We start from the raw sequence: 16513 nt of genomic DNA, 5'->3' as shown, positions 1-16513 counted from the left end.
TGTCCAAGGCGAAATTCGAACGTACGAAGCCGCATGTGAATGTGGGGACGATTGGTCATGTTGATCATGGCAAGACGACCTTGACGGCGGCGTTGACGAAGGTGATGGCGGAGAAGTTTGGTGGTGAGGTGAGTGCTTACGACCAGATTGACAAGGCGCCGGAGGAGAAGGCGCGCGGCATCACGATTGCGACGGCGCACGTGGAGTATCAGTCGGCGGCGCGTCATTACGCGCACGTGGACTGTCCTGGGCATGCGGACTACATCAAGAACATGATCACGGGTGCGGCGCAGATGGACGGCGCGATCCTGGTGGTGTCGGCGGCGGATGGTCCGATGCCGCAGACGCGCGAGCATATTTTGCTGGCGCGGCAGGTGGGTGTGCCTTACATCGTGGTGTACCTGAACAAGGCGGACATGGTGGACGATGCTGAGCTTCTGGAGCTGGTTGAGCTCGAGGTTCGGGATCTTTTGAGCACGTACGAGTTCCCTGGCGATGACACGCCGATCATTACTGGTTCGGCGCTGAAGGCGTTTGACGGTGACACGAGCGAGATCGGGGTGCCCTCGATCGAGAAGCTGGTGGCGGCGATGGACGATTACATTCCGGAGCCGGAGCGTGCTGTGGATGGTGCCTTCCTGATGCCGATCGAGGACGTGTTCTCGATTTCGGGTCGTGGCACGGTGGTGACGGGGCGCATTGAGCGCGGCATCGTGAAGGTGGGTGACGAGGTGTCGATTGTAGGCATCCGTGACACCACGAAGACGACGGTGACGGGTGTGGAGATGTTCCGCAAGCTGCTGGACCAGGGCCAGGCGGGTGACAACGTGGGTGTGCTGCTGCGCGGCACGAAGCGTGATGACGTGGAGCGTGGCCAGGTGCTGGCGAAGCCGAACTCGATCACGCCGCACACCAAGTTCCAGGCCGAGGTTTACATCCTGACGAAGGAAGAGGGTGGACGTCATACGCCGTTCTTCAAGGGATACCGGCCGCAGTTTTATTTCCGCACCACGGACGTGACCGGGATGGTCGAGCTGCCGGAGGGTGTGGAGATGGTGATGCCTGGCGACAACGTGCAGATGCAGGTGGAGCTGATTGCGCCGATCGCGATGGAAGAAGGCTTGCGCTTCGCCATCCGCGAGGGCGGCCGCACCGTCGGCGCCGGCGTCGTGGCGAAGATTTACGAATAAGCCCGCAGGGCTCACTGGATACAGACCATGGCTAACCAGAACATCCGCATCCGGCTCAAGTCTTTCGATCACCGGCTGATCGACACCTCCGCCAAGGAGATCGTCGAGACCGCGCGGCGCACGGGCGCCCAGGTCCGGGGTCCGATCCCCCTGCCGAGCAAGACGGAGCGGTTCACCGTCCTGGTCTCCCCGCACGTCAACAAGGACGCGCGGGACCAGTATGAGCTGATCACGCACAAGCGCTTGATGGACATCCTCGATCCCACCGACAAGACGGTCGACGCCCTGATGAAGCTGGAGCTTCCGGCCGGGGTGGATGTGCAAATCAAGCTGAACTAGGTATTGAACCTGAGGGGTCGCCCGCGTATAGTAGCGGGCTCCCTGCGGCCCGGTGCGGAAAACCCCGCGCCGGGCCGCTGATTTCCGGGCGCAGCGGCGCCTGAACCCGCCCCCCGCCATGGGCGGCCCGGTTTTCGGGCGCATGCGGGAGACGGCATGAACCCAAGGTGCAGCGCCGGCCAAACGAAGTCGGCGCGGTGATAGAGGAACAGACAAGATGGCAATCGGTCTGGTAGGCCGCAAGTGCGGCATGACCCGCGTGTTCACGGAAGACGGCGCCTCGGTGCCGGTCACCGTGATCGAGGCGTTGCCCAACCGGGTCGCGCAGGTCAAGACGGAAGAGACGGACGGCTACCGGGCCGTGCAGGTCACCATGGGCAGCCGCAAGCCGTCCCGCGTGACCAAGGCCCAGGCCGGTCACTACGCGCGCGCCGGCATCGACGCGGGCGAAGGGCTGTGGGAGTTCCGCCTCGGGGCCGACGAGGGCGCCGACCTGGCCCCGGGCGCCGAGATCAAGGTCGACGCTTTCAGCGACGGCCAGGTGGTGGACGTCTCCGGCGTCACCATCGGCAAGGGCTTTGCCGGCACCGTCAAGCGCCACAACTTCCGCATGCAGGACGCCACTCACGGCAACTCGGTGTCGCACCGCGTGCCGGGCTCCATCGGTCAGAACCAGACGCCGGGCCGCGTGTTCAAGGGCAAGCGGATGGCCGGCCACATGGGCGCTGCCAAGGCGACCGCCCAGAACCTCACCGTGGTCCGCGTCGACGCGGAACGCAACCTTCTCCTGGTCAAGGGCGCCGTGCCAGGCGCGCGTGGCGGACGCGTGATCGTCCGTCCGGCCGCCAAGGCGCGGGGTTAAGGACATGGCGATGAAACTGCAGCTGCATGGCGCCGACGGCAAGGACCTGCAGGTCTCCGAGCTGGCCTTCGGCAAGGAATACAACGAGCCCCTGGTGCACCAGGTCGTGACCGCCTACATGGCGGCCGGCCGTGCCGGCACCAAGGCGCAGAAGAACCGTTCCGAGGTGTCGGGCGGCGGCATCAAGCCGTGGCGCCAGAAGGGCACCGGCCGGGCCCGCGCCGGCTCCATCCGCAGCCCCATCTGGGTCGGCGGCGGGCGCGCCTTTGCCGCCAAGCCGCGGAGCTTCGAGCAGAAGGTCAACCGCAAGATGTACCGGGGCGCGATGTGCGCCCTGCTGTCCGAGCTGATCCGGCAGGAACGCCTCCACGTGGTGGAGTCGCTGGAGCTGGCGGAGCCGAAGACCAAGCAGTTCGTGGCGCTGATGAAGGGCCTGGGCGTGGATTCCGGCCTGTTCGTCATCGAGGCCTTCGAAGAGAAGGTCTGGCTGGCCTCGCGCAACCTGCCCCGCGTCGAGGTGCTGGAAGCGGCCGCGCTGGACCCGGTCAGCCTGCTGCGCCACGAGCACGTCGTCATGACCGTCGCCGCGCTGCGCAGTGTCGAGGAGAAGCTGGGATGAGCCAGGAACGACTGATGACCGTGCTGCTCGAGCCGCACGTTTCCGAAAAGGCGACCCTGGCCAACGAGCAGGGCAACCAGGTCGTGTTCAAGGTGCGCCGCGACGCCACCAAGGCGGAGATCGGCAAGGCCGTCGAACTGATGTTCGAGGTCAAGGTCGAGGCCGTGCAGATCGCCGTGGTCAAGGGCAAGACCAAGCGCTTCGGCGCCATGACCGGGCGTCGCTCGGACTGGAAGAAGGCCTACGTCAGCCTGGCTGCAGGCCAGACCATCGATTTCCTGGGCGGCGAATAACCCCGTCGCGCAAGGACAGGACTGAGACTCATGGCAGTACATAAGACAAAACCGACGTCGGCAGGCCGCCGCTTCGTCGTGCAGGTGAAGACCCCGGGCCTCCACAAGGGCGAGCCCTACGGCCCGCTGCTGGCGAAGAAGAACCGCAGCGGTGCCCGCAACAACGTGGGCCGGATCACCGTGCGCCACCAGGGCGGCGGTCACAAGCAGCGCTACCGGATCGTGGACTTCAAGCGCGACAAGGACGGCATCCCGGCCCGCGTCGAGCGCCTCGAGTACGACCCGAACCGCAGCGCACACCTGGCACTGCTGCTGTACGCCGACGGCGAGCGCCGTTACATCATCGCGCCGAAGGGCCTGCAGGACGGCGATACCGTGCTGTCCGGCACCGAGGCGCCGATCAAGACGGGCAACACGCTGCCGCTGCGCAACATCCCGGTCGGTTCGACCGTGCATTGCGTCGAGATGAAGCCGGGCAAGGGCGCCCAGCTGGCCCGCAGCGCCGGCGCGTCGGTGATGATCGCCGCGCGCGAGGGTATTTACGCCACGCTGCGCCTGCGTTCAGGCGAGACCCGCAAGGTGCACGTCGACTGCCGCGCCACGGTGGGCGAGGTCGGCAACGGCGAGCACTCGCTGCGCAAGCTCGGCAAGGCGGGCGCGACGCGCTGGCGGGGTATTCGCCCGACCGTGCGCGGTACCGTCATGAACCCCGTCGACCACCCGCACGGTGGTGGCGAGGGTCGCAACTTCGGCAAGCATCCCACCACCCCGTGGGGCGTGCCGACCAAGGGTTACAAGACCCGCAAGAACAAGCGCACCGACGCGATGATCGTTCGTCGTCGGGGCCGCAAGTAAGGGAACGGAGAGGTAATAGCCGTGCCACGTTCGGTCAAGAAGGGCCCATTCATAGACGCCGCGCTGCTGAAGAAGGCGCGCGAGGCGCAGGACAGGAACGATCGTCGCCCGATCAAGACCTGGTCGCGTCGCTCGATGGTCGTCCCCAACATGGTGGGACTGACGATTGCCGTACACAACGGCCGGCAGCACGTGCCGGTGCTCATCTCGGAAAACATGGTGGGGCACAAGCTGGGCGAGTTCGCGCAGACCCGCACCTTCAAGAGCCACTCCGGCGATCGCAAGGCCAAGTAGGAGTCATTGAGATGCAGGTAGCAGCCAGGCTTCGCTACGCCAGGATCTCGCCGCAGAAGTGCCGGCTGGTCGCGGACATGGTCCGCGGCAAGCCCGTCGGCGCCGCGCTGCAGACCCTCGAGTACACGCCGAAGAAAGCGGCGCGCATCGTGAAGAAGGTGCTGGAGTCGGCCATTGCCAACGCCGAGCACAATCACGGCGCGGACATCGATGAGCTGAAGGTCGCGACGATCATGGTTGACGAGGCGCCGACCTTCAAGCGCTTCCGCGCGCGGGCCAAGGGCCGCGGCAACCGCATCATCAAGCGCAACAGCCACATCACCATCCAGGTGGCGGACGAGTAGACGGGAAAGTATCCATGGGTCAGAAAGTACATCCGGTAGGCATTCGGCTCGGCATCACGCGGGAGTGGGACTCTCGCTGGTTCGCCGACACGAAGAACTTCCCCGACTACGTGCAGAGCGATTTCCAGATCCGCGAGCTGCTGCGCAAGCGCCTGGCGCAGGCGTCGGTGAGCCGGATCCAGATCGAGCGTCCCGCGCGCAAGGCCCACATCACCATCCACACGGCGCGGCCGGGGATCGTGATCGGCAAGAAGGGCGAGGACATCGAGAAGCTGCGCACCGAGGTGGCCCAGATGCTGGGCCTGCCGATGGGCGACGTGCGCATCAACATCGCCGAGATCCGCAAGCCGGAGCTCGACGCCCAGCTGGTGGCCGAGGGTATCGCCCAGCAGCTGGAGCGCCGCGTGATGTTCCGCCGCGCCATGAAGCGCGCCGTGACCAACACCATGCGCCTGGGCGCGCAGGGCGTGAAGATCAAGGTCGGCGGCCGCCTGAACGGCGCCGAGATCGCACGCTCGGAGTGGTATCGCGAGGGGCGCGTGCCCCTGCACACCTTCCGGGCCGACATTGACTACGGCTTCGCCGAGGCGAAGACCACCTACGGCGTCATCGGCGTCAAGGTGTGGATCTTCAAGGGCGAGGTCATCGAGAAGCCCGCGGCCGCGCCGGCTGAAGCCGCGGCCAGCTAGGAGTTACGAGGATGCTGCAACCAAAGCGCACCAAGTACCGCAAGCAGTTCAAGGGCAAGAACCGTGGTCTCGCCCAGCGCGGCGCGGACGTGTCCTTCGGCGAGTTCGGCCTGAAGGCGACCACCCGCGGGCGGCTGACTGCGCGCCAGATCGAGGCCGCTCGTCGCGCCATGACGCGCCACGTCAAGCGCGGCGGCAAGATCTGGATCCGCGTGTTCCCGGACAAGCCGATCACCGCCAAGCCCATCGAGGTCCGCATGGGCAAGGGCAAGGGCAACGTCGAGTACTGGGTGGCCGAGATCAAGCCCGGCAAGGTGCTGTACGAGATGGAAGGCGTGTCGGAAGAGATCGCGCGCGAGGCGTTCCGGCTGGCGGCCTCCAAGCTGCCCTTCGGCACCACGTTCGTGTCCAGGCAGGTGATGTGATGGAAGCGAAGGATCTGCGCGGCAAGACCGCGATCGAGCTGAACGAGGAGCTCATCAAGCTCCGCCGCGAGCAGTTCAACCTGCGCATGCAGCGGGCCACCGGCCAGATGGCCCGCCCGGACCAGTTCGGCAAGGTGCGCAAGGACATCGCGCGTGTGAAGACGGTGCTCGGCGAGAAGGCCCGGGCCGAAGTAAAGGATAAGGCGTGATGAGCGAGACCATCGAGAAGGCGGCCGAGACGACGGCGCGGACCCTGACGGGCCGCGTAGTCAGCGACCGCATGGACAAGACGGCCGCGGTGTCGGTGGAGCGCCGGGTAAAGCACCCGGTTTACGGCAAGTACATCCGCCGCACCACCAAGCTGCTGGCCCACGATGAAAACAACGAGTGCCGCATCGGCGACACGGTGAGCATCGCCGAGACCCGGCCCCAGTCCAAGCGCAAGGCGTGGCGGGTGGTCGAGATCCTCGAGCGGGCCCCCGAGCGTTGAACGGAAGCGGGACGACTTAAGAGAGTGCAGTCATGATCCAGATGCAGACCGTACTGACGGTGGCCGACAACAGCGGGGCGCGTCGCGTCCAGTGCATCAAGGTGCTGGGCGGGTCGAAGCGCCGCTACGCCGGTGTCGGCGACGTCATCAAGGTGAGCGTCAAGGACGCCATCCCGCGCGGCAAGGTGAAGAAGGGCGAGGTCTACAACGCCGTCGTGGTGCGTACGCGCAAGGGCGTGCGCCGTCCGGACGGTTCGCTGATCCGCTTCGACGGCAATGCGGCCGTGCTCCTGAACAACAAGCTGGAGCCGATCGGCACGCGTATTTTCGGGCCCGTTACGCGCGAACTGCGTACCGGGAATTTCATGAAGATCATCTCGCTCGCGCCTGAAGTTATCTAGGGCGCCGGGGAGCCAGGAATGAACAGGATCAGGAAAGGCGACGAAGTCATCGTCATCGCGGGGCGCGACAAGGGTCGGCGCGGGACGGTGCTGCGGGTTTTCGACGACGAACGTGTGCTCGTGGAGAACATCAACGTCGTCAAGAAGCACCAGCGCCCCAACCCGCAGCGTGGCGTGGCCGGCGGCATCGTCGAGAAGGAGATGCCCCTGCACGCGTCCAACGTGATGCTGTGGAACCCCGTCGCCAAGAAGGGCGACCGGGTCGGCATCCGCGCGCTCCAGGACGGCAAGAAAGTGCGTTACTTCAAGTCGAACAACGAGGTCGTGGACGTCTGACGGCGTCCGGGTGAAACATGGCCAGGCTGAAAGAACATTACGAGCAGAAACTCACCCCCGCGCTGATGGAGCGCCTTGGGCTGAAGAACCCCATGGAAGTGCCGCGGATCAGCAAGATCACGGTGAACATGGGCGTGGGCGAGGCCGTTGCCGACAAGAAGATCGTCGACAACGCCGTCAAGGACATGGAGGCGATCACCGGCCAGAAGGCCGTGATCACCAAGGCCCGCAAGTCCGTGGCCGCCTTCAAGCTGCGCGACGGCATGCCGATCGGCTGCAAGGTCACGCTGCGCCGGGAGCGCATGTACGAGTTCCTGGACCGGCTGATCAACGTCGCCATCCCGCGCGTGCGCGATTTCCGCGGCCTGTCGGTGAAGTCCTTCGACGGCCGTGGCAACTACAGCCTGGGCGTGAAGGAACAGATTATTTTCCCGGAGATCGACTACGACCAGGTCGATGCCATCCGGGGCATGGACATCACGATTACGACGACGGCGAAGGACGACGTGGCGGGCAGGGCTCTGCTCGAAGCGTTTGAATTCCCCTTCAGGAAGTAGAGGACCGCAAGCCTATGGCCAAGAAATCCATGCTCGAGCGCGAGGTTCGCCGTGCGAAGCTGGTGGCGAAGTACGCCGCCAAGCGCGCGAAGCTCAAGGCGATCATCGTCGACGAGAACACCACCGACGAGGAGCGCCTCGAGGCGGTCGCCAAGCTCGCCGCGTTGCCGCGCGACGCCAGCCCGTCGCGGATGCGCAACCGGTGCTCGATCACGGGACGGTCACGGGGTTACTACCGCAAGTTCGGGCTCGGCCGCAACAAGCTGCGCGAGAGCACGATGAGCGGCCAGATCCCGGGCCTGCGCAAGGCCAGCTGGTAAGCAGGCGAGAGACAGGGCAAGGATTCTGACATGAGCATGACCGATCCCATCGCGGACCTCCTGACGCGGATTCGCAACGGCCAGAAGGCGGGCAAGGCGCAGGTGCGCATTCCTTCCTCCGGCGTCAAGCAGGCCATCCTGAAGGTGCTGCAGGACGAAGGCTACATCGACGGTTTCAGCGTCGAGGAGGCCGGTCCCGGCAAGCAGGACCTGGTCGTGGCGCTGCGTTACCACGACGGCCGGCCCGTGATCGACGCGGTGCAGCGCGTGAGCCGGCCCGGCCGGCGCGTGTACAAGAGCAAGGATGAGCTGCCGACGGTGTTCGGCGGCCTGGGGGTGGCCATCGTGTCGACCTCCGAAGGATTGATGAGCGACCGCCAGGCGCGCGCCAAGGGTCGCGGCGGTGAAATTATCTGCGTCGTGTCCTGATCCGGACCGACCACGGAAAGCGAGATAGAACGATGTCCAGAGTCGCCAAGATGCCGGTGCAGCTGCCCAAGGGTGTCGAGTTCAAGCTCGACGGCCGGCGCGCCGTGCTCAAGGGGCCGAAGGGAGAGCTCTCCCTCGAGGTGGATGCCTCGGTCGAGGTGGTGCAGGAAGGCGCCGAACTCCACGTGCGCACGCCCGGCACCGAGAAGCCGAAGGGCGCCATGGCCGGTACCGTCCGCGCCCTGCTCGCCAACATGGCGAAGGGTGTCTCCGAGGGGTTCCAGAAGAAGCTCGAGCTGGTCGGCGTGGGATACCGCGCCCAGGCGCAGGGCAAGGTGCTGAACCTCACCCTCGGCTTTTCGCATCCGGTGGCCTACCAGGTCCCGGAGGGCATCACCATCGAGACGCCCAGCCAGACGGAAGTCCTGGTGACGGGAATTGACCGGCAGAAGGTCGGTCAGGTGGCCGCCGATATCCGCGGTTATCGCCCGCCCGAGCCCTACAAGGGCAAGGGCGTGCGCTACTCGGATGAGCGCGTGGTCCTGAAGGAAGCGAAGAAGAAGTAAGGCAGGGCGAGGCATGGAAAAGAAAGTTGCACGCATCCGGCGCGCGCGCCGCGCCCGGTCAAAGATCCGGGAGTTGGGATATAACCGTCTCAGCATCCACCGCACGCCGCGCCACATTTACGCGCAGGTCCTGTCGCCCGACGGCGGCAAGGTGCTCGCGACGGCGTCGACGTTGCAGCCGGCGGTGCGCGAAGGCATCGAGAAGACCGGCAACATCGCAGCCGCCCAGGCCGTGGGTCGTGCGATCGCCGAGGCCGCAAAGGCGGCCGGCGTGAGCAAGGTGGCATTCGACCGTTCCGGGTTCCGCTATCACGGCAGGGTCAAGGCCCTGGCCGACGCGGCCCGCGAAAACGGTCTCGAGTTCTAGGCATACGCCCGGGGACAGTTGAACAATGGCAGCACCAGAAAGAAATAGCGCCGGCGACGACCTGATTGAAAAGCTCGTCACCGTCAACCGCGTCGCCAAGGTCGTGAAGGGCGGCCGCCAGTTCGGTTTCACCGCCCTCACGGTGGTGGGCGACGGCGCCGGCCGGGTCGGCTACGGCTACGGCAAGGCCCGCGAGGTACCGGTCGCCATCCAGAAGGCGATGCAGTCCGCGCGCAAGAACATGCGCCGCATCCAGCTCAGGGACGACACCCTGCAGTACGCCACCGAGGGCCATCACGGCGCCACCAAGGTGTACATGCAGCCGGCCTCGGACGGTACCGGCGTCATCGCCGGCGGCGCCATGCGCGCCGTGTTCGAGTGCGCCGGGGTGCGCAACGTGCTGGCCAAGAGTTACGGCTCGCGCAACCCGATCAACGTGGTGCAGGCCACCATCAACGGACTGTCGGGCATCCGCTCGCCGGAGCAGATCGCGGCGAAGCGCGGCAAGACCGTCGCAGAGATCCTGGGTTAATACCATGGCTGACAACAACGCAAACCCCCGCCAGGTCCGCGTGAAGCTGGTGAAGAGCATCAACGGCCGCAGCGCCAAGCACAAGGCTTGCGTGTCCGGCCTGGGTCTGCGGCGCATGCATCACAGCGTGGTCGTGGCCGATACCCCCGAGAACCGGGGCATGATCAACAAGGTCTCGTACCTGTTGCAGGTAGAGGAAGTCTGAGATGCGTCTCAATGAAATCAAGCCCGCCGAGGGCAGCCGCAAGGAGCCTAAGCGGCTCGGTCGCGGCCATTCCGCCGGCCAGGGCAAGACCAGCGGCCGCGGCGTCAAGGGCCAGCACGCCCGTTCCGGCGGCTACCACAAGGTCGGCTTCGAAGGCGGCCAGATGCCGCTGCAGCGCCGCCTGCCGAAGGTCGGCTTCAACTCGCGCAAGAGCCGCTACGCCGGCGAGTTGCGCCTGGGCGAGCTGGCCAAGCTGGACGGCGAGGTCGACCTGCTGGCGCTCAAGGCTGCCGGCCTGGTGGGCCAGGAAGTCAAGCGCGTGAAGATCATCGCCTCCGGCAAGATCGAGAAGGCTGTAACCGTCAAGGGGCTGGCCGTGACGGCCGGCGCGCGTGCGGCGATCGAGGCCGCCGGCGGCAAGATCGAGGAATAGAGTGGCGAAGTCACCCTCCAACATGAACCCGGCTGCGGCCCTCGGCCAGGCTGCCCGCCTGGGCGACCTGCGCAAGCGGATCTTTTTCCTGCTTGGCGCCCTGGTCGTTTACCGCATCGGGACTTTCATCCCGGTGCCGGGCATCGATCCGGTGGCGTTGGCCCGCTTCTTCCAGGAGCAGCAGGGCACCATCCTGAGCGTGTTCAACATGTTCTCGGGCGGCGCGTTGGAGCGCCTGTCGATTTTCGCCCTCGGCATCATGCCCTACATCTCCGCCTCCATCATCATGCAGATGATGGCGGTCGTGGTGCCGTCGCTGGCCGCCATGAAGAAGGAAGGCGAGTCCGGGCGCCGCAAGATCACCCAGTACACCCGCTACGGCACGCTCGGACTGGCGACCTTCCAGTCCATCGGCGCGGCCGTCGCGTTCCAGAACCAGGGCGTGGTGATCGCGCCCGGCCCGCAGTTCGTGTTCATCGCCTGCGTCACCATGGTGACCGGCACCATGTTCCTCATGTGGCTGGGCGAGCAGGTCACGGAGCGCGGTATCGGCAACGGTATCTCCATGATCATCCTCGCCGGCATCGTGGCCGGCCTGCCTTCCGCCCTCGGCGGGACGCTCGAGCTGGTGCGTAACGGCGAAATGCCCGCGGCGCTGGCGCTGATCCTGTTCTTCCTGGTGCTGGCCGTGACCGCCTTCGTCGCCTTCGTCGAGCGCGGGCAGCGCCGCATCGCGGTGAACTACGCCAAGCGCCAGCAGGGCCGGCGCATGTACCAGGGCCAGACCACCCACCTGCCGTTCAAGCTGAACATGGCCGGCGTGATCCCGCCCATTTTCGCCAGCAGCCTGATCCTGTTCCCGGCGACCGTGGCGCAGTGGTTCGGCACTGCCGACAGCATGGGCTGGCTGCAGGTGATGGCTTCCAGCCTGTCGCCGGGGCAGCCGGTATACACGCTGATCTATGCGGCCCTGATCATCTTCTTCTGTTTCTTCTACACCGCGCTGGTGTTCAACTCGCGCGAGACGGCGGACAACCTGAAGCGGTCCGGCGCCTTCATCCCGGGCATCCGCCCCGGGCAGCAGACGGCGGAGTACATCGACAGCGTGCTGACGCGCCTGACTTTCTGGGGCGCCATGTACATCACGGCGATCTGCCTGCTGCCGGAATTCATGATCATGTACTGGAACGTGCCGTTCTACTTCGGCGGCACGTCCCTGCTCATCATCGTGGTCGTCAGCATGGACTTCATGTCCCAGCTGCAGGCGCACATGATGAGTCACCAGTACGACGGCCTGCTGAAGAAGGCCAACCTCAAGGGCTACGGCCGTGCCGGGCAGATTCGCTGAGCGGCGCGGAACCAGGAGAGAAAGATGAAAGTGCGTGCATCGGTCAAGAAGATCTGCAGGAACTGCAAGATCATTCGCCGCGGCGGGGTCATCCGGGTGATTTGCTCGGATCCGCGCCACAAGCAGCGGCAAGGCTGAAAGACATTGAAGGCGACTGCCGAATCAGGCACAATGATCGGCTTCGCGTGAGCGATAGGAGACGGCGTTAATGGCCCGTATTGCCGGGATAAATATCCCAGCCAACAAGCACACTGTGATTGCGCTGACCCACATTTATGGGGTCGGCAACACGCGCGCGAAGCAGATTTGCGAAGCCGCCGGCATCCCGCCCGACACCAAGGTGAAGGACCTGACGGAGCCGGAGGTGGAAAAGCTGCGTGCCGAGGTGGCGCGGATGGTCGTGGAAGGCGACCTGCGTCGCGAGACCTCCATGAACATCAAGCGCCTGATGGACCTCGGTTGTTACCGCGGTATCCGTCATCGCCGCGGCCTGCCGATGCGCGGGCAGCGTACGCGCACCAACGCCCGGACGCGGAAGGGTCCGCGCCGCCCGGTGAGGAAGTAAGGAATGGCGAAGCAAGCCCCCAGGGTGAGAAAGAAGGTCAAGAAGCAGGTGGTGGATGCCATCGCGCACATCCACGCCTCTTTCAACAACACCATCATCACCATCACCGACCGCCAGGGGAACACCCTGTCGTGGGCGACCTCCGGCGGCTGCGGCTTCCGTGGTTCGCGCAAGAGCACGCCCTTCGCCGCCCAGGTGGCGGCCGAGAAGGCCGGCAATGCTGCGGCCGAGTACGGCGTCAAGAACGTGGAAGTCCGGGTCAAGGGCCCGGGCCCGGGCCGCGAGTCGGCCGTCCGCTCCCTCAATGCCGTGGGATTTCGCGTCACGAACATCGAGGACGTGACCCCGATTCCCCACAATGGCTGCCGGCCGCCCAAGAAGCGCCGCGTCTGATCCCCAGAGGCTCGAATTATGGCTAGATATCTCGGACCGAAGTGCAAGCTCTCCCGCCGGGAGGGTACGGACCTGTTCCTCAAGAGCAGCGTCCGTCCGCTCGAGTCCAAGTGCAAACTCGAGGTGCCGCCCGGCGGTGCTCCCCAGCGTCGTCCGCGCGTTTCGGACTACGGCCTGCAGCTGCGCGAGAAGCAGAAGCTGCGCCGCATGTACGGGGTGCTGGAGCGGCAGTTCCGCAACTACTACAAGCGGGCCGCCCAGCAGAAGGGCTCCACCGGTGAGAACCTGCTGAAGCTCCTCGAGGGGCGCCTGGACAACGTGGCCTATCGGATGGGCTTTGCCTCCACCCGTGCCGAAGCGCGCCAGCTCGTGAGCCACAAGGGCGTCACGGTGAACGGCCAGGTGGTGAACATTCCGTCCTACCAGGTCAGCCCGGGCGACGAGATCGCTGTCCGGGAAAAAGCCAAGAAGCAGCAGCGGGTGCAGAACGCCCTGCAGCTGGCCGGGGAGGCAGGCTTCCCGGAGTGGGTCGAAGTGGATCAGACCAAGATGAGCGGCGTGCTCAAGCAGCTGCCCGATCGCGACGACATCCTGCCCGACATCAACGAGAACCTGGTCGTCGAGCTCTATTCCAAGTAATTGCGAGGCACGAAGCCCATGCAGGCATCGGTCAACGAATTTCTGCGTCCCCGCGTCGTCAAGGTCCAGCCGCAAGGCCGGACCACGGCCCGGGTCACCATCGAGCCGCTCGAGCGCGGCTTCGGACACACGCTGGGCAACGCCCTGCGTCGCATCCTGCTGTCTTCCATGCCGGGGTGCGCGGTGGTCGAGGTCGAGATCGACGGGGTGCTCCACGAGTACACCAGCATCGAGGGCGTGCAGGAGGATGTCGTCGACATCCTGCTGAACCTCAAGCAGCTGGCCGTGAAGATGCACCAGCGCGACGAGATCGAGCTCACCCTGGCCAAGAAGGGCCCGGGCGTGGTGACCGCGGCGGACATCGAGACCGGACACGACGTCGAGATCATCAATCCCGACCTGGTCATCGCGACGCTGACCAAGGCCGGCCAGCTGTCCATGCGCCTCAAGGTGCGTCGCGGCCGCGGTTACCAGCCGGTGACCCAGGTCGAGGACGAAGGCGGCCCGATCGGCCGGCTGCAGCTCGATGCCTCCTTCAGCCCGGTGCGCCGCGTCTCCTACACGGTCGACGCCGCCCGCGTGGAGCAGCGTACCGACCTGGACAAGCTGATCATCGACGTCGAGACCAACGGCACCATCGACTCGGAAGAGGCGATTCGTCGCGCCGGCGCCATCCTCAAGGACCAGCTGGCCGTGTTCGTCGACCTGCAGGGCGAGGGCCTCGGCCCCGAGCCGGGCGACAAGGCCATCGATCCGATCCTGCTGAAGCCGGTGGACGAGCTCGAGCTGACCGTGCGCTCGGCCAACTGCCTCAAGGCCGAGAACATCAACTACATCGGCGACCTGGTCCAGAAGACGGAAGTGGAGTTGCTCCGCACCCCGAACCTGGGCAAGAAGTCGCTCACCGAGATCAAGCAGGTGCTGGACAACCACGGCCTGCAGCTCGGCATGCGCCTCGATGGCTGGCCGCCGGCCACTCTCAGGCACGACGACGACCGGGTCGCCTGAGGCGTCCCAGGCAACAGGATAACGAGTCATGCGTCACCGCAAAGCAGGCCGCCAACTGGGCCGCAACAGTTCCCACCGCAGGGCCATGTACCGCAACATGGCCTCGTCGCTCTTGCTGCACGAGACCATCAAGACCACGCTGCCCAAGGCCAAGGAGCTGCGGCGGGTGGTCGAGCCGCTCATCACCATGGCCAAGGAAGACGGCGTGGCCCAGCGCCGCCGTGCCTTCGACCGCCTGCGTGACAAGGCCGTGGTCGGCAAGCTGTTCAACGAGCTGGGGCCGCGCTACCAGGCGCGTCCGGGCGGCTACCTGCGCATCCTCAAGATGGGCAACCGTCCCGGCGACAACGCCCCCATGGCGCTGGTGCAGCTGGTCGACCAGCCGGAGAAGGCGGAGGCTGCAGGCGAGTAAGCGCGAGCCGCTGGAGCAGACGAAGGAAGGCCGGGCCCACGCCCGGCCTTTTCTTTTCTGGCTGCCCGGCTTTGTACGCCTGGCGGCAGTGGATGCCATAATCCCTGCATGGAGCGGAACATTGGCTGAAGATCTCTCCGAGTGCCTGGTCGTGGGCATTTCTTCGCGCGCCCTGTTCGACCTGCGCCGGGAGGACGCCCTGTTCGTCTCCGCCGGTCTCGACGCTTACCGCGAGGAGCAGCTCAGCCGCGAAGACGAAATCCTGCCCCCGGGCACCGGGTTTCCCCTCGCCCAGGCCGTGCTGGCGCTGAACACCCCGGACGCCCCGCGCCGGGCCGAGGTGGTGGTCATGTCGCGCAACTCCACGGAGACCAGCCTGCGCATCTTCAACTCCATCCGCCACTACGGCCTCGACATCACCCGCGCGGCGTTGTCGGGCGGGGCCTCCTTGGCGCCTTACCTCAAGGCCTTCCACGTCGACCTGTTCCTGTCGGGCTACGAGGACGACGTGCGGCGCGCCCTCGACGGCGGCGTGGCGGCGGCGCTGCTCTACGATCGTCCCGACGACCCGCTGGAGCCGGCGGAGGAGATCCGCATCGCCTTCGACGGCGACGCCATCCTGTTCTCCGACGAGGCGGAGCGCGTCTTCCAGGCCGACGGCCTGGAAGCCTTCGCCCGGCACGAGGCGGAGCGGGCGCGAGAGCCGCTCCCTGCCGGTCCCTTCGCCAACCTCCTGCACAAGCTTTCTCATTTGCAGCAGGCGGCACGGCGCGAAGGCGTGACGCCAATCCGCACCGCGCTGGTGACGGCGCGCGGCGGCCCGGCTCACGAGCGCGTCATCCGCACTCTGCTGGCCTGGGGCGTGGAGGTCGACGAGGCGTTCTTTCTCGGCGGCGTGCCCAAGACCGAGATCCTCGCGGCTTTCCGGCCGCACATTTTTTTCGACGACCAGGCGGCGCATTGCGAGCGGGCGGCGCCGCGCGTGCCCACCGGCCGTGTGCCCCCGGTCGCCGCAGACGGCGAGAGGTGAGTCCATGAGCATCCCCGACCCGCGCGAGTACCGCGCCCTCGGCTACATGATCGACGGCACGCCGTTCTTCCTGCGCGCTGTGCGCGAGTGGGACCGCGAAGTCCTGCGCGACCTGTTCGAACGTTCCAGCCAGCAGTCGCGCTACTTCCGCTATTTCGAGAACAAGAACTCGCTTTCCGACAAGGAACTGGATTACTACACGCGGCTCGATTTCGAGCACCATGCCGCCCTCGCGGCCGAGGCGCCTGAGGAGGACGGCATCATCGCCGTCGGGCGCTACATCGAGATCCAGCCATTAACGGAGCCGCGCCGGGCCGAGGTGGCTTTCCTGGTGCGCGACGACTACCAGGGCAAGGGCGTGGCGACGCAGTTGCTGAAACATCTCACCCGGATTGCGCGTGACAACAACATCGTCGAGTTCGAAGCCGAGATGCTGCCGTCCAACCGCAAGATGATCGAGGTCTTCGACCATTCCGGCTACGAGATGAAACGCAGCCGCGAGCCCGACAGCGTGCGGGTCGTCTTCCCCATCCACGACGAGCGCATCCCCTTCTGAGCCTACGCCCGGAGCA

At 65.9% G+C, this 16513-nt stretch carries 31 protein-coding genes; all 31 read left to right on the top strand.

The features are described 5' to 3' along the window. The coding region (gene tuf, locus G8346_RS09635; protein WP_166049569.1) for an elongation factor Tu at nt 1-1190 on the top strand (1190 nt) is incomplete at its 5' end. Between the two features lie 27 nt (nt 1191-1217). Beyond that, nucleotides 1218-1529, top strand: coding sequence for a 30S ribosomal protein S10 (gene rpsJ, locus G8346_RS09630; RefSeq protein WP_166050585.1), 312 nt, complete (start codon nt 1218-1220; stop codon nt 1527-1529). A gap of 217 nt (nt 1530-1746) precedes the next feature. After that, a complete protein-coding gene (rplC, locus tag G8346_RS09625; RefSeq protein WP_166050583.1) occupies nt 1747-2391 on the top strand; it encodes a 50S ribosomal protein L3 in 645 nt (214 codons plus the stop codon). 10 nt (nt 2392-2401) lie between these two features. After that, a complete protein-coding gene (gene rplD / locus G8346_RS09620) occupies nt 2402-3010 on the top strand; it encodes a 50S ribosomal protein L4 (RefSeq protein WP_166050580.1) in 609 nt (202 codons plus the stop codon). Further along, on the top strand, nt 3007-3303 hold the full coding sequence (gene rplW, locus G8346_RS09615) for a 50S ribosomal protein L23 (RefSeq protein ID WP_166050578.1): 297 nt from the start codon (nt 3007-3009) through the stop codon (nt 3301-3303). The genes rplD and rplW overlap by 4 nt, the downstream gene beginning before the upstream one ends. A gap of 30 nt (nt 3304-3333) precedes the next feature. After that, complete coding sequence (gene rplB / locus G8346_RS09610; RefSeq protein ID WP_166050576.1) at nt 3334-4158, top strand: 50S ribosomal protein L2; 825 nt, start codon at nt 3334-3336, stop codon at nt 4156-4158. A 21-nt stretch (nt 4159-4179) separates the two neighbouring features. Further along, a complete protein-coding gene (gene rpsS / locus G8346_RS09605; RefSeq protein ID WP_166050574.1) occupies nt 4180-4452 on the top strand; it encodes a 30S ribosomal protein S19 in 273 nt (90 codons plus the stop codon). A gap of 11 nt (nt 4453-4463) precedes the next feature. Further along, nucleotides 4464-4796, top strand: a complete 333-nt coding sequence (rplV, locus tag G8346_RS09600) for a 50S ribosomal protein L22 (protein ID WP_166050572.1) — start codon at nt 4464-4466, stop codon at nt 4794-4796. A gap of 14 nt (nt 4797-4810) precedes the next feature. Continuing rightward, nucleotides 4811-5485 (top strand): 30S ribosomal protein S3, encoded by a 675-nt coding sequence (gene rpsC / locus G8346_RS09595; RefSeq protein WP_166050570.1) that lies wholly within the window; start codon nt 4811-4813, stop codon nt 5483-5485. Between the two features lie 11 nt (nt 5486-5496). Continuing rightward, entirely contained in the window at nt 5497-5910 is a 414-nt protein-coding gene (gene rplP, locus G8346_RS09590) for a 50S ribosomal protein L16 (RefSeq protein WP_166050568.1), read from the top strand. Further along, nucleotides 5910-6119: a 50S ribosomal protein L29 gene (gene rpmC / locus G8346_RS09585; RefSeq protein WP_166050676.1), complete on the top strand. Its 210-nt coding sequence runs from the start codon at nt 5910-5912 to the stop codon at nt 6117-6119. The genes rplP and rpmC overlap by 1 nt, the downstream gene beginning before the upstream one ends. Beyond that, the gene (gene rpsQ, locus G8346_RS09580; RefSeq protein ID WP_166050566.1) at nt 6119-6400 is read left to right on the top strand and encodes a 30S ribosomal protein S17; all 282 of its coding nucleotides are present in this window, start codon (nt 6119-6121) and stop codon (nt 6398-6400) included. Before rpmC ends, rpsQ begins: the two co-directional genes overlap by 1 nt. A 32-nt stretch (nt 6401-6432) precedes the next feature. Then, on the top strand, nt 6433-6801 hold the full coding sequence (gene rplN, locus G8346_RS09575; RefSeq protein WP_165347657.1) for a 50S ribosomal protein L14: 369 nt from the start codon (nt 6433-6435) through the stop codon (nt 6799-6801). Nucleotides 6802-6819: 18 nt separating this feature from the next. Beyond that, nucleotides 6820-7137, top strand: coding sequence for a 50S ribosomal protein L24 (gene rplX / locus G8346_RS09570; RefSeq protein WP_166050564.1), 318 nt, complete (start codon nt 6820-6822; stop codon nt 7135-7137). Nucleotides 7138-7154: 17 nt separating this feature from the next. Beyond that, entirely contained in the window at nt 7155-7694 is a 540-nt protein-coding gene (rplE, locus tag G8346_RS09565) for a 50S ribosomal protein L5 (RefSeq protein WP_166050562.1), read from the top strand. A gap of 14 nt (nt 7695-7708) precedes the next feature. Further along, on the top strand, nt 7709-8014 hold the full coding sequence (gene rpsN, locus G8346_RS09560; protein WP_166050560.1) for a 30S ribosomal protein S14: 306 nt from the start codon (nt 7709-7711) through the stop codon (nt 8012-8014). A gap of 30 nt (nt 8015-8044) precedes the next feature. After that, nucleotides 8045-8443, top strand: coding sequence for a 30S ribosomal protein S8 (gene rpsH, locus G8346_RS09555; RefSeq protein WP_166050558.1), 399 nt, complete (start codon nt 8045-8047; stop codon nt 8441-8443). Nucleotides 8444-8475: 32 nt separating this feature from the next. Continuing rightward, complete coding sequence (gene rplF, locus G8346_RS09550) at nt 8476-9009, top strand: 50S ribosomal protein L6 (RefSeq protein WP_166050556.1); 534 nt, start codon at nt 8476-8478, stop codon at nt 9007-9009. 13 nt (nt 9010-9022) lie between these two features. Then, nucleotides 9023-9376 (top strand): 50S ribosomal protein L18, encoded by a 354-nt coding sequence (gene rplR, locus G8346_RS09545; protein WP_166050554.1) that lies wholly within the window; start codon nt 9023-9025, stop codon nt 9374-9376. Between the two features lie 25 nt (nt 9377-9401). After that, nucleotides 9402-9908: a 30S ribosomal protein S5 gene (gene rpsE, locus G8346_RS09540; RefSeq protein ID WP_166050552.1), complete on the top strand. Its 507-nt coding sequence runs from the start codon at nt 9402-9404 to the stop codon at nt 9906-9908. Nucleotides 9909-9912: 4 nt separating this feature from the next. Continuing rightward, the gene (gene rpmD, locus G8346_RS09535; RefSeq protein WP_166050551.1) at nt 9913-10113 is read left to right on the top strand and encodes a 50S ribosomal protein L30; all 201 of its coding nucleotides are present in this window, start codon (nt 9913-9915) and stop codon (nt 10111-10113) included. A gap of 1 nt (nt 10114) precedes the next feature. After that, entirely contained in the window at nt 10115-10546 is a 432-nt protein-coding gene (gene rplO / locus G8346_RS09530) for a 50S ribosomal protein L15 (protein WP_166050549.1), read from the top strand. A 22-nt stretch (nt 10547-10568) separates the two neighbouring features. Further along, a complete protein-coding gene (secY, locus tag G8346_RS09525) occupies nt 10569-11894 on the top strand; it encodes a preprotein translocase subunit SecY (RefSeq protein ID WP_166050674.1) in 1326 nt (441 codons plus the stop codon). 24 nt (nt 11895-11918) lie between these two features. Beyond that, complete coding sequence (gene rpmJ, locus G8346_RS09520) at nt 11919-12032, top strand: 50S ribosomal protein L36 (RefSeq protein WP_165281505.1); 114 nt, start codon at nt 11919-11921, stop codon at nt 12030-12032. A gap of 70 nt (nt 12033-12102) precedes the next feature. Continuing rightward, a complete protein-coding gene (rpsM, locus tag G8346_RS09515) occupies nt 12103-12459 on the top strand; it encodes a 30S ribosomal protein S13 (protein WP_166050547.1) in 357 nt (118 codons plus the stop codon). A 3-nt stretch (nt 12460-12462) separates the two neighbouring features. After that, the gene (gene rpsK, locus G8346_RS09510; protein ID WP_165347668.1) at nt 12463-12852 is read left to right on the top strand and encodes a 30S ribosomal protein S11; all 390 of its coding nucleotides are present in this window, start codon (nt 12463-12465) and stop codon (nt 12850-12852) included. A gap of 18 nt (nt 12853-12870) precedes the next feature. Further along, the gene (gene rpsD, locus G8346_RS09505; RefSeq protein ID WP_166050545.1) at nt 12871-13491 is read left to right on the top strand and encodes a 30S ribosomal protein S4; all 621 of its coding nucleotides are present in this window, start codon (nt 12871-12873) and stop codon (nt 13489-13491) included. Between the two features lie 18 nt (nt 13492-13509). Continuing rightward, nucleotides 13510-14499: a DNA-directed RNA polymerase subunit alpha gene (gene rpoA, locus G8346_RS09500; RefSeq protein ID WP_166050542.1), complete on the top strand. Its 990-nt coding sequence runs from the start codon at nt 13510-13512 to the stop codon at nt 14497-14499. Nucleotides 14500-14527: 28 nt separating this feature from the next. Next, entirely contained in the window at nt 14528-14911 is a 384-nt protein-coding gene (rplQ, locus tag G8346_RS09495) for a 50S ribosomal protein L17 (protein WP_166050540.1), read from the top strand. A gap of 121 nt (nt 14912-15032) precedes the next feature. After that, nucleotides 15033-15941 (top strand): 5'-nucleotidase, encoded by a 909-nt coding sequence (locus G8346_RS09490; protein ID WP_166050538.1) that lies wholly within the window; start codon nt 15033-15035, stop codon nt 15939-15941. 4 nt (nt 15942-15945) lie between these two features. Then, on the top strand, nt 15946-16497 hold the full coding sequence (locus tag G8346_RS09485; RefSeq protein WP_166050535.1) for a GNAT family N-acetyltransferase: 552 nt from the start codon (nt 15946-15948) through the stop codon (nt 16495-16497). Nucleotides 16498-16513 lie beyond the last annotated feature (16 nt).

Source organism: Thioalkalivibrio sp. XN279 (genome assembly GCF_011089885.1).
Taxonomy (GTDB): domain Bacteria; phylum Pseudomonadota; class Gammaproteobacteria; order Steroidobacterales; family XN24; genus XN24.
The sequence above is the reverse complement of the archived record's forward strand: the minus strand, read 5'-3'. Positions and strand labels throughout refer to the sequence as shown.